The organism is Bacillus sp. BPN334 (genome assembly GCF_008368885.1).
GTDB lineage: Bacteria > Bacillota > Bacilli > Bacillales > Bacillaceae_G > Bacillus_A > Bacillus_A wiedmannii.
This window is the reverse complement of record NZ_QOZW01000013.1, coordinates 427,230-439,285: the sequence shown is the minus strand read 5'-3', so window position 1 is coordinate 439,285 and position 12,056 is coordinate 427,230. Positions and strand designations below refer to the sequence as shown.

The window sequence follows — 12,056 nt, the reverse complement described above, 5'->3', positions numbered from 1 at the left end:
CTATAGGGTTCTTTTTCTTCTTATTACATCCACAGCAGATACTTAATTAACATACAAAAAAGACTGACAATTACTTGCAGTCCTTTTTGTAGCTAAATATACACTTATATTAAGTACTTAACTCTTTATTTTATTTAGCATGCATATGAACTACACATGTCATTATCATCTAGATACATAACACTTCCAAATTTAGAAGTACACAATAACAAATCTTTCCCAGCTTCCAGCTACATAACTATTAGCTGTTAATTCTCTACCGCCATTTGCTGATATAAATCTACCATTACTTAGCGCTTGTAATACATATATCCTATTGTCTCCACCATTATATAAGATAAATTTTTCCCATGCCCCAATTGATGTACGATCTGCTACTACTCTACCATTTGGCTCAAACGAAACGTACTTTCCATTACTTTTCGCTTTTAAAGCAAATGTATATAATTCCCCAGTAGGAATTAATTCAAATTTCTCCCATTCATTAACTGCACTACGATTTGCTACTACATTTCCCGATGGCTCAGCAGACACATATTGTAAATTTGCAGCTTGTATAGCAACAGTCCAGCTTCCATTAAATAGATTCACACCTTTTAGTGAACTTGCATTTGATTGGTTGGCTGCCAATGCATCATTCGATGGGGTTATCATCATTATCATTAGAACCATTGGTAACACCATTAAAACTAACTTTTTAAAAATCTTATTACCATTTGCATGAGCTATGAACCTCTTCATTCTCATTCCTCCCTTAATATATAGCACTCATATATATTATACCAAGTATGTAAAACATTGTAATAAAAGAGAGTCTTTATCAACAAATACCTTATTATTCTGTTTCTTTTTTCTCAAATCTATAGCACCTAAACATCACTCAGTCCTCAAACATATTTTTAAAATTAATTTCACTTTATATTAAATAAAGGCCAAATAGCCGTTCATAATGAACGACTATTAAGCATCTAACTAAAAATTTGAATATTTTTCATGTTAATCTATTTTGTTTAATCCCGTTGAAGTAACTTGATAGATTCTTTTTTTCCTATATATTCTTGTTTATTATTCTCAAGGTTAGTAAGTGTAGCCCGGGTCTTTTCATTCACTGCTTCCCCTTCTATATGGGTAAACTCAATATAATCTCCTATTTTGACTGGCACAGTTTGGCTTTCAGCCGTTTGCTGTCTATTTCTCTCTATTTCTTTATTGTACACAACACTACCGGATGAATTCTGTACTTTGATACTCGCATACGTATTATTAAAATAACAAACTATTATGTTTTGATTCAACACCCTTAACTTCCATCTAATTTTATAAATGTATTAATTTGGTTAAATAAGTAAATAAATTCCAACATTTAAAGCTTATAATCTAGCGAAAAATTCATAAAAAGTTTTTTAACTTCAAAGGTTTAAATAGTTGCAACCACTTTTATTTAAACTTCCTCAACTTTTTCCTAAGCTATTCTCTAAGAATCTTATTATTTATTGTAAATAAACCAGGTTGCTACTCTATATATAAAAGAAAGGCGGAATCTTTAATATGACTCCGCCTTTTTTGATATAAAAAGCATCTAATTCTATTTGAATTAGATGCTTACATTTAGTTCTTAAACCAAGCATTCTAAACTACTTATGCCCCTGTAAATCTTTTTTTATTACATCCCATAGTGGATTATCTTGACGTATCGGTTTACCCTCTTCGTCCCATTTTATTTTTCCTGTTCCCAATTCATAATTCATTCCCGTCCATGTGTCTTCACGGAATGCATAGAATGATTTATGCCAACCTTTTTGGTTGAAGATAGAAATAAGATCTTTCATGTATTGGGTAGCTCCTGGAACGGTACGGTTAATTCCAAACTCCTCTGCAATAATTCGATTAGATGGTACATGATTTTTCTTAGACCATTGTTGAATCGGCTTTAAAAATTTCTCTAATCCATGTTTATTCCACATTACAGGCTTATCTAAATCCCCTACTTTTACTAATCCAGGATATTGATATTCCTTGTTTTGTTTTTCACCTTGACTCGTTAATTCATATGGTTCATACATATGAAATGCGTAAAGTGTTTTTTTATCCTCTACTGGCTTTAAATATTTAAAGGCCCATGGAGTAGCATATAAACCTGAATCTAATATAACTGGTGTTTCTTGATCCACTTCTCGAATGGAATTGATCACCTTTTCATAAAATCTGTTTAAATCTGCTGTTGTTCCTTTCACTTTTGCATACCAATTCTCGTAATCTTCCGTCCAAAAGTCATTATATCTATTATTTTTAGCTGTTTCTGGATGCGGTTCATTTATAATATTATAACCGACCACTGCAGGGTGATCTTTTAACTCCAATGCAAGGTCTTTCCAAAATTGACTTGCTTGATCTTGATATTTCTCTTCTTCCCATATTCTGTCGTCATTCTTGTTATTATTAAATTGGCGCCATCGATCACCAGGCAAGGATAACATTGTAAGAACAACTTTCATTCCCTGCGATTGCGCAGCATCTAAATCCGCTTTTAATTTTTCTAAATCCTCCTTTACTAATCCCTGATAGTTATCTGCATTACCTATCAGAAAATCCTTTCCAGAAGTATCTGGTTTATCCTCAAATAAAAAATCTTTATCCTTTGCCCATTTATCAGGTGCTAAACGAACATATTCAATATTAGCTTCTTTTGCACTTTTATAGTTCTCAGGTAATGACGTACTATTCATGAAATTAGTACCCTTCCTTTTTGAATCCCAAAAACTAATTTTTGAATCGCTCTTGTAATAGGTATCAGCTCTTACATTCATTTCCTGTACTCCAAAATTCATCATGCCTAACAACGCAACAATTGGTAAAAATTTTTTCACAACTTTTCCTTCTTTCTCTTTATATTTTACACACATAACATACCTGTGTTTTGTTACAGGAATATGGCAATTTTCCAAAAATACCTTTTATGTTTATAAAACGGGAGGTCATACACTCATAAATAAAAAAGAAATAATTAGGAAGTTGCTTCATTTTCTAAAAAACAAAAAAGGAATCCTTTACGGATTCCTTTTTGACTTGCACTCTTTTTCAAATAGTGCATTTTTGCACCTACTTTTAATATACCTTATAATTCTTATAAAATAAATAAGATTAAACGAAATTTTTTCTATATTTTCAAAAAACATAATACTCCCTTATACATTTACAGATAAAATAGCGTATTATTAAAACTCATCTCTCGAACATTCCTTTAGTTGTTCCATAGCAATCTTTCGCGCATGTTCCTCACTATCTATCAAAGTCAATCCTTGTGATATATAACTCCAAAATTCATATCCACAATCCTCCATCCATCTATAAGCTTCTGTCGTATATAGCCCATCTCTTCTTCTAATGATTTGAACCTTATAGTTTTTACTTGAAGAAAAAAACTCTTGTATAACCTGCTCCATTTATGAAACATCCTCCTAAAATCTATTTGAAATTATATTTTCACATAAACTCGTAATCGCAACCTCTTTTACGATAAATTACTGTAACTTTTTGAAAAGATAATATACCTTACATCCTCCCATCATTTTCTTCCTGTACTATCTAAAATAAATAATACAGTTTATATCCTAGAAATTTCAATAACATTAGACGTTACTTCTCTCTGTCGTTCTAGTTATTTCTACTACATATAATTAAATATTTTTTCAAAAACCACTTCATAAAAGAACATTAGTTCGTGTATAATAAGAACAAGAATAAGAACAAACGTTCTCGTTATTATTAGGAGGAGTTATAGTGTATGACTATTCAATTTTCCCGAATAGAATCATTTTATGTGTTGATCTTCGTAGCTTTTATGCTTCTGTTAGTTGCATCAAAATGGGATTAGACCCACTTCATACAAAATTAGCTGTAGTCGGTGATGTGAATAGGAATGGGTCCATTGTTTTAGCCGCAACTCCACCTTTAAAAGCAATGGGAGTAAAGAAGTTGGCAAGGCTATACGAGATTCCTCGGCAAAAAGATATTCTTATTGTGAATCCAATTATGGGAACCTATATTAAGTGCTCCAATTACATAACGAAGTTAGCTCTACAATATGTTCCTATTGAAGACTTTCATCAATACAGCATCGATGAATTTTTTATGGATATTACCGATAGCATCCATCTATTTGCCCGGAATCCAAATGAATTTGCATTACAGTTTAAACGTGAAATATATGAACACACACGAATTGAATGCACAATCGGGATTGCACCTAACCTATTAATGAGTAAGGTAGCTTTAGATATTGAAGCAAAGAAAAATAAAGACGGAGTCGCTTATTGGACATACGAAGATATACCTACAAAATTATGGAGCATACGACCGCTTAGTAAGTTTTGGGGGATTTCGCATAAAACAGAAACAAAATTAAATCAAAAAGGAATACATTCAATTGGAGATTTAGCTAATTATCCTCTTAAATATTTAAAACAAAGCTTCGGCGTGATTGGCGAAGAATTACACTTACATAGTAATGGGATTGATTTTAGTCGAATTTCAGAGAAATATGTTCCGGTTACAACTTCTATAGGAAAAAGCCAAATTTTAATGCGTGATTATACAATAGAAGAATTTCCGATTATCCTACTGGAACATACCGAAGAAGTTTGCTATCGATTAAGACAACAAAACAAACTTGCTCAAACCGTTCAATTTTCAATTGGATATAGTAAAAGTTATTCGGGTGGCTTTAGCAAAACACATACCTTAAGCCGTCCCACCAACTTAACCATGGACATTCATCAAGTTTGTCTATATTTTCTACATCAACAATATACTGGAGAACCAATTAGAAGTATTACTATTTCTCTAACAAAACTAATTGGTGAAGGAGAAGAACAAATTTCCCTTTTTGATAACATCATACAAAGAGAAAAAGAAATAAAGCTAACGAAAGTCATGGATGAAATACGCACAAAGTTTGGAAAAAATAGCATATTAAGAGGAATTTCCTATACAAATAATGCAACAGCAAGATACAGAAACACACTGTTAGGGGGCCACAAAGCATGAACAACGCTAATATGCCAAAAGGCAGGGGAATGATAAAATGGACGCCATTTGCAGCAATGCCAGAACAATTCGTCGGAATACGTGAAATGATTAAAGAGAAAAATAAAGTTGCACGCCCCATTTTAACTGCTGAAGAGAAAGAACTGATTGAGAACATGTTACTATGTTCATTGCTATCTGAAGAAGAGATATTAATTACATATTATGAAGATGGTTATTTACTCACCAATTATATGACCGTTATCGATATAGATCCATTACATAGCTCTATCATATGTACTGATGCTTTCTATAATAAGTTGACAATACAATTTACGAATATAATAGACGTAAAATAGAATAGATTTAGGTGATTATCTTTGGAGTATTATAAAGGAGTATATAGAATGCAAGGGAATCATATAAGAAAGAATACAGCGAGAACAATTACTCATAATGATATAAATAACTATCCCTATTTAAATATACCTATGATTATCAATGAGAAAGATGGACTAACTTACGAGGTTTTAAGCGCTGGTTTTCATAATAATGATGCAGTAGCGATGATAACGACAGATGGTTTCGCTACAACTAGGGTAAATACACCGATTGTAACAGTAAAAAACAATGATGGTAGTATCCAAGCATTCCGCTTACCTTTAGAATTAGAATATTGGGTACTTTCATGTATGTGTGCTGCTTCAACAGGGAGAAACCCGTTCCCATGTAAAGTTGCATTTGGAATCATTGATACTAAATTTCATGTAGAATTCAAGTGAAAAAGGAGCAAATTAATTTGCTCCTTTTATCGTTATGTATGCTCTTGATCTTTTCTTTTTACATTGTTTGCATACAGTTTTTTTGATAATTATAGGAGCGAAACCCTGAAATAACATTTAACTGGATTCCTTCTTGCTTTGCAAATCAAATAACTTTTCTAGTGCTTCTACTGCTTCTTTACGAAGGTGACTCTATTCTAACGTTCCACTGAATGAGAATGGTACACTTGGTACAACTATATCCTCTGGTTTATAGTCCTCGAAAAATCCATATTCTTTATTAACTACAGTCTGTATAATAGCAAAAGAACTTTCTTCGTTTTTGATCGCCCTTTTTACCTACTACTTTTTTCTTTATATATGAGGTTTATATGAAATTCATAGTTTGTCTTTTCTGGCTGTTTACCAATAGATTGATTGGCATAAATTATAAAGATATCTAACCTCAGCATCATACATTGCTTAATACATTACCGAAAAGAAAAAATCTCTATACTTTGCAGGCTTTCTTTATGATTTTATCATTACATTATTCATAAAATCCCCTATAGAATTCGCCTGGAATATACGAAAATAAGAAGATTGAACGTCGTAATATTTGTCAGTAATGATTAAGATTGAAGGGAAAAATTTAGAAGCTTTCGGTTGCCAAGATTCATTGTGCCATTCTTGACTATGGAAGTATAACTCATATCTATTTATCTTATCTTGCATTATTTTTTTACTGTATACTGACTTTTGAACTTCAATAAAAAATGGAGATCTACGCCATATCGTAAAGGCATCTGGCTCCATATACTCTTTCCCATACTTAGGTTCCACTTTGAATAATTTAGGATTTTCGTAGTAGACAAGTTGTTTGTATACGTCAACAATACCAAGGAAATGAGGAATTTTTTGACTCGTCTTTTTGATAGAACTTGGTTGTGGAAAATAAATGTATGGGTGCTGCAATACGTTCGCATCAACATAACCATCTCTCCTTAATCGTTTCATAACCGTATTACAACAAGTTACTGCATTCTTTAAGCCTTGAAAATGCAAGTCAATAATATCATCACGGGACATGCATCTAAATCGCTTCAAATCATTTAAAATTCCTTTATCTCTACTCCTCATCATCTAACACCCCAAATAAAGGAATTTCTTCTTTTAGAGGCATTTGGAGCATTTTCTCTTCTTTAGACATGCGATAGGGCTCAACAATTTGTTTTGCCTTACTTAATTCCAAATAAGGTGCTTGAACTTTCTTTAATCCATTTCGTTTTAAAATCATTTGGCCAGATTGCTCTAAATGCTCTGAACCAGGAGTACCCATGATATTACTATTAATTGCACTATCACATTTAAAACCAATTCTTACGGTCATATTGAGTTTTAACTTACCATCTAAAACCTTTGCATCTGGCCTCTGCATACTAAGCATAAGAAAGACCCCAAGTGATCGGCCGACTGCTGAAATTTTTTCGATTGTTATCATACATTCTTTTTCATCTTTAAGCATCGCCACTTCATCAATAGCAAGTAAAATATATGGTTTTTGATTATCAGGATTCAATTTGTTGTACGCATCAATATGATCAACCTCAAATTGTTCCATGAGTTTTCTTCGTTCTCTGATTTCCTTCCACACCTTTTGAAGCATAATTTTCATTTCGATTTCTTCCATACAAACTTCTTTTACATGCTTCACTCTTCGCAAAAAATGAAATTCAGAGTTTTTTAGATCCCCAAGATACAAACGCAACTTATCAGGTGACATATATTGAATGAAAGTGGATAGTACAACACGCACCATACTACTTTTCCCGCTTCCCGTTTCCCCCGCAATTAATAAGTGTGGTGTATTGGAATCAAGCATATCGTATGTAATCATTTCCCCAAATTGATCCCGGCCAACCACAACAGGAAGACGATACTCCTTTAATAATGAATGCCACTCTTTATAACAGTACTGATAAGGTTTTAGTCCAGAATCTGAATGGAATACATGTAGTACAAATTTTTTCACATCCCCTTCAATCGTAATATTCCGTCCTAATATTTGTTGAAAACAAAACCACTTCTTTTCAATCTTTTGTGGATCTAATCCGTTTGGTATCGTAAATACATACCTTACACTTTCTGTTGAAGAAGAAACATTATGTACCTTTGGATAAATAGGCACTTTCCCTCCACGTGTTTGATGTTCCGTATATAGTCCTGCTTTTGCAAAAACTTCTTTAAGTCGATTCCTTAACTTTTGTGTATGAAGCCACTCCTTTATAATCCTCATTTACTCCATTCCTCCCTAAAACATACTTACGATGCGAACAAATGCGTATCCAATCAAGCAAACTCCACCAATTCGCATACCATAATAAATACTTCCACTCACAAACTTTGCAGCAAATATATGGTCATTTTGTACCAAATACTTTTCTAACAAGACTGCCCCAATTAAAACCGTCCCCATTACTCCTAATGCAATATAGGTATTTAACACTTGATCGGACATATGAAAGAATGCAAAAGGACTTAATGAATTGTATTTACGAATTGTATTTTCTTTATCTTTGTATGACCGATCTATAAACTTGCGGAAAAAAATCCTTTCTTTCCTTACTCGCATTTAAATGCCTCCGTTCTCTTTATAAACAGAATAAGAAAACTTATAAAACATAGGGTTGATTCACTTATTACCTTGTTAACATTACTTTGATAGTTAATTTGGTATGTACTTTGCCAATACAAAGACGAATTGATTTGATATCTATCTTGATAATACGTTTGCTAGCAACTTTGATAGCGACCTTGATACATCATATTGCGAACAGCTTGTACATTATTAACACTTTTGTTTAAAAAAATCATGCTTTGGTAAAAATGTGATTAATAGAGTATCTACGAATAGGAGTGTTTGCAGTGTTTGGCTTAGGAAAACCATTATCTAAGTTTGGTAAATTTTTAAGAAAGAATGATATTACTCAAACGGAATTAAAGGAATGGAGTGGGGTAAACCAAAATACAATTAGCCGTATCTCCCGTTCGAATCAATTCAAGCCTTCATTAGGGAATGGTCAAAAGATAATTAGGGCCTTAAAAAGAAAAGGATTCGGCGTAGACTTTGAAGATTTTTGGATGTGATAAATCGCTCAATATATACTTCTGTATCAACACTAAACTTGAATAAAAGAGATATTCAAAAATGAATATCTAATAAAAAAGATCAACTACCATTTAAAGTAGTTGATCTGCATGTGCAAACTCTATAAAAAATACATATTATATTTATTTACCACATTATAAGGTTTTTAACTTCTATCCTTAAACATACTATCTAGGATTCTATCCTAGAATCTGAACTTATATCTTAAATCCACCAATTAATTCTTGAAGCTCTTCGGCCATCTGTGCTAATTGTATTGCTGAAGAATTTATCTCTTCCATAGAAGCATGTTGCTCCTCAGATGAACCGGCTATCGATTGCATACTTGAAGAATTCTCTTTCACAGCCATAGATATTTGATTAATTGATGTATCGACTTCCATTACATCACTTGTCATTTTATTTGATAATTCCACCATACCATGTACTTTTAACACGATATCATTTGCAGATTTTGAGATTTCATAAAAACTTTGTTTTGTATCATTCGCAACCTGAATCCCCGACTGCACTTCAACTCCTACTTCATTCATAGCTTTTACAGTCTCATGTACATCTGCTTGTATTTCATTAATTAAACTTCCAATTTCCATTGAAGATTCGGATGATTGCTCCGCTAACTTCCTGACCTCGTCGGCAACAATTGCAAAGCCACGCCCCTGTTCTCCTGCTCTAGCCGCTTCAATCGCTGCATTCAATGCTAATAAATTTGTTTGTGCTGCAATATTTTGAATTACTTCTAATATACTTCCGATTTGCTGCGATTTCTTATCTAATAATTTAATTACATTATCGGATTGAGAAACAGAATGATGGATAGACTGCATTTGCGTTACAGTCTGTTCTACTAATTGTTCACCCTCATTGGCTTTTTGTTTTGTGTATAAGGATGAAGCCGATACTTCAGAAGCATTATCAGCTACGCATTGAATGTTTCGTGTTACCTCACCAATTAATTTCGCTCCAGACGCCACTTCATTATTTTGAACTTCTGCACTATTCGATATTTCTTCCATTTCTTTTGTAATTTGTTCTGTCGCAACACTGGCTTGCTCTACGCTAGCGGTTAGTTCCTCAGATGAAGCAGCCACATGTCCTGCAGATGTATTAATTTGAGAAATTAAATTACGCAACGACTCTGCCATTGCATTGAAACTACCACCTAATTGACCAAGTTCATCCTTTGAACGAATATCTATTTTCTCAGTTAAATCTCCCTGGCTAATTCTTTGAGCTGAAATAACTAATTGCCTTAGTGGATTAATAATAGATTTAAGAATGAAGAAAATTACAATTCCACCTAACAACAATGAAGCCCCTATTATAGTGAGCGTTTTATAAAAAATAGGATTGGTAGCTTCTTCAATTTCTTTAATAGGCATTACACCAGCTATTTTCCAACCTGTTTTTTTGTTTGTTTTAAAGCTTATGTTTCGATCCTCACCATTAAGGCTATAAGTAATTACTCCATCTTCTTTCTTGTATAGTTCATCTGCTAATGATTTCTCTAACTTCTCACCTGGCTTAAGTGTAGGATGAACAACGATAGTCTTATCTTGACTTACTATAGATACAAAGCCTTGTTTTCCTATTTTTATCATTTTAGATGTTTTTACGATATCATCAATATTCAAGTCCACACCAATGACACCACTTTTATCAGCATTTTGCTTTGCAATTGCTATTACCATATTTCCTGTAGCCTTTGATTTATAGGGAGACGAAACAATAATCTCTCCATTAGCTTTTACTGCATCCTTATACCAACTACTTTCTAACGGATTAAATCCTTCTGGTATTTTTCCAACAGGTGCATGAGTAAATTGATTATTACTGGATGTAGTATAAATTGTTTCTATCTCTGGATGTAACTGTATATATTGATCAAATTTACTTTGTACATTTTGCAATTGGTCAGCATTATAATCACCTTGTGTAAGTATCTTTGCAAAATGAGTTACATCTACATGTTTATTTTCTAACTCATCATCAACTATCTTATTTAAAATACTTACATTATCTTTCGCAGTTTGTAGAATTGTATCATTAAGATCTGTTTTCGACTCATCATAAGATGTTATTCCCACGATAAGACTAGGTATAATTAATATTGCAATAAATGCCATAGACAACTTCGTTTTAAGCTTCATTTGTTCCAATCTTTCTTTTATATTAAACACTTTCTACTTCTTCCTTTCATTCTTACAACTGATATAGTTTATTTAATCGTTTGCTCCTTTATTTTTTCTACATTCATTTATGGTATCATTCGATATGAAATCACCGTTATATCCTTTTACATACATCTTCTCATATAACAATTTATTTTTTACAAGCGGAGTTTTATCTATCCACCTTTCAATTATGTTATTTTCTATATTAAGCAATGTTAAGACTACAAATTATTCTAAATTACCTGGATGAAACATGGAATTCATTTAAATAATGATTTTTGACTTTAATTGGATTAAAAGTTTAATCTAGAACGATTCAAATTTGATGAAATCCTTACCATAATAAGTTTTTCTAAAACTTAACTAAGTGAATTTATTCTTTGAATAATTATACTTAACAGCCTTTTAACCACTCTAACCGCTTCACTTCATTCATTTATTTACTACAGCCACTTTTTTATTATTGGATACTAAACCATAAATTCTAAATAGGAGAATAAAATAAATTGGAGGACTTCATTGTAACACGTATGCATAAGTTTTAAATATTAAAATGTAAAAATATTTTTTTCATTATATTATCTTCATGAATTACTAATAATAGATTGCGAACTTTTTTGGGCCAGCCGCTATCAGGTTATTACAGATAATTTGAATGAATAACAGTACCAATCAATATGTATTTTAATGATGATGTTCTTTATTTAACCTACCACTAAGTTATTTGTATATTCTATAGATATATCATTACTCTATCCCTTTTAATAAAACAGGACACTTAGTCAGTAAAGAAAGTTATTCTATTACCTAAGTTGTTAATTTTTTACATATTTTCTTACTCTTTTTTTTAATAAATATATAACTACGTTTTTCCCATATGTATACATTATAGATGCTTACTTTTCTTTAAACTGAAACTTACATTAG

11 protein-coding genes and 2 pseudogenes are annotated in these 12,056 nt (G+C 32.1%); 4 read left to right on the top strand and 9 right to left on the bottom strand.

Going from position 1 to position 12,056, the window contains the following annotated elements:
- Positions 1-192: 192 nt before the first annotated feature.
- The 4 genes and pseudogenes from DN393_RS22390 to DN393_RS22370 form a co-directional block, all read right to left on the bottom strand.
- Entirely contained in the window at positions 193-741 is a 549-nt protein-coding gene (locus tag DN393_RS22390; protein ID WP_064474039.1) for a fascin domain-containing protein, read from the bottom strand.
- Between the two features lie 255 nt (positions 742-996).
- A pseudogene (locus DN393_RS22380) lies at positions 997-1,271 on the bottom strand (putative mucin/carbohydrate-binding domain-containing protein); the annotation flags it as partial.
- A gap of 363 nt (positions 1,272-1,634) precedes the next feature.
- Entirely contained in the window at positions 1,635-2,903 is a 1,269-nt protein-coding gene (locus tag DN393_RS22375; RefSeq protein WP_064474087.1) for a glycoside hydrolase family 5 protein, read from the bottom strand.
- Positions 2,904-3,215: 312 nt separating this feature from the next.
- Positions 3,216-3,443: a hypothetical protein gene (locus DN393_RS22370; RefSeq protein ID WP_064474037.1), complete on the bottom strand. Its 228-nt coding sequence runs from the start codon at positions 3,441-3,443 to the stop codon at positions 3,216-3,218.
- A gap of 337 nt (positions 3,444-3,780) precedes the next feature.
- On the opposite strand from DN393_RS22370, the gene DN393_RS22365 reads away from it, so the two are divergent.
- Genes DN393_RS22365 through DN393_RS22355 form a run of 3 tightly spaced genes read left to right on the top strand, consistent with a single transcriptional unit; the run spans position 3,781 to position 5,807 of the window.
- Positions 3,781-5,046 (top strand): Y-family DNA polymerase, encoded by a 1,266-nt coding sequence (locus DN393_RS22365; protein WP_088047403.1) that lies wholly within the window; start codon positions 3,781-3,783, stop codon positions 5,044-5,046.
- Entirely contained in the window at positions 5,043-5,384 is a 342-nt protein-coding gene (locus DN393_RS22360; protein ID WP_064474035.1) for a YolD-like family protein, read from the top strand. The genes DN393_RS22365 and DN393_RS22360 overlap by 4 nt, the downstream gene beginning before the upstream one ends.
- Positions 5,385-5,432: 48 nt before the next feature.
- On the top strand, positions 5,433-5,807 hold the full coding sequence (locus DN393_RS22355; protein WP_016135908.1) for a hypothetical protein: 375 nt from the start codon (positions 5,433-5,435) through the stop codon (positions 5,805-5,807).
- Positions 5,808-5,842: 35 nt separating this feature from the next.
- Here DN393_RS22355 and DN393_RS22350 read toward each other — a convergent pair.
- The 4 genes and pseudogenes from DN393_RS22350 to DN393_RS22335 all read right to left on the bottom strand — a co-directional run.
- Positions 5,843-6,262, bottom strand: a pseudogene (locus tag DN393_RS22350) (D-alanyl-D-alanine carboxypeptidase family protein); the annotation flags it as partial.
- A gap of 55 nt (positions 6,263-6,317) precedes the next feature.
- On the bottom strand, positions 6,318-6,893 hold the full coding sequence (locus tag DN393_RS22345) for a replication-relaxation family protein (protein WP_064474086.1): 576 nt from the start codon (positions 6,891-6,893) through the stop codon (positions 6,318-6,320).
- 22 nt (positions 6,894-6,915) lie between these two features.
- Positions 6,916-8,082, bottom strand: coding sequence for an FtsK/SpoIIIE domain-containing protein (locus DN393_RS22340; protein WP_149173956.1), 1,167 nt, complete (start codon positions 8,080-8,082; stop codon positions 6,916-6,918).
- 15 nt (positions 8,083-8,097) lie between these two features.
- Positions 8,098-8,418 carry a hypothetical protein gene (locus DN393_RS22335; RefSeq protein ID WP_064474033.1) on the bottom strand — a complete coding sequence of 107 codons (321 nt, stop codon included), beginning with the start codon at positions 8,416-8,418 and terminating at the stop codon, positions 8,098-8,100.
- 293 nt (positions 8,419-8,711) lie between these two features.
- Here DN393_RS22335 and DN393_RS22330 point away from each other — a divergent pair, with 293 nt between their 5' ends.
- Complete coding sequence (locus DN393_RS22330) at positions 8,712-8,933, top strand: helix-turn-helix domain-containing protein (protein ID WP_064474032.1); 222 nt, start codon at positions 8,712-8,714, stop codon at positions 8,931-8,933.
- 219 nt (positions 8,934-9,152) lie between these two features.
- On the opposite strand, the gene DN393_RS22325 is transcribed toward DN393_RS22330, so the two are convergent.
- A complete protein-coding gene (locus tag DN393_RS22325; protein WP_064474031.1) occupies positions 9,153-11,135 on the bottom strand; it encodes a methyl-accepting chemotaxis protein in 1,983 nt (660 codons plus the stop codon).
- Positions 11,136-12,056: the final 921 nt, after the last annotated feature.

Excerpts from the sequence above, each read along its gene's own strand:
- DN393_RS22375 (WP_064474087.1), bottom strand. The coding sequence starts at position 2,903 with ATGTGTGTAAAATATAAAGAGAAAGAAGGAAAAGTTGTGAAAAAATTT.
- DN393_RS22390 (WP_064474039.1), bottom strand. The coding sequence starts at position 741 with ATGAAGAGGTTCATAGCTCATGCAAATGGTAATAAGATTTTTAAAAAG.
- DN393_RS22340 (WP_149173956.1), bottom strand. The coding sequence starts at position 8,082 with ATGAGGATTATAAAGGAGTGGCTTCATACACAAAAGTTAAGGAATCGA.
- DN393_RS22355 (WP_016135908.1), top strand. The coding sequence starts at position 5,433 with ATGCAAGGGAATCATATAAGAAAGAATACAGCGAGAACAATTACTCAT.
- DN393_RS22370 (WP_064474037.1), bottom strand. The coding sequence starts at position 3,443 with ATGGAGCAGGTTATACAAGAGTTTTTTTCTTCAAGTAAAAACTATAAG.
- DN393_RS22335 (WP_064474033.1), bottom strand. The coding sequence starts at position 8,418 with ATGCGAGTAAGGAAAGAAAGGATTTTTTTCCGCAAGTTTATAGATCGG.
- DN393_RS22360 (WP_064474035.1), top strand. The coding sequence starts at position 5,043 with ATGAACAACGCTAATATGCCAAAAGGCAGGGGAATGATAAAATGGACG.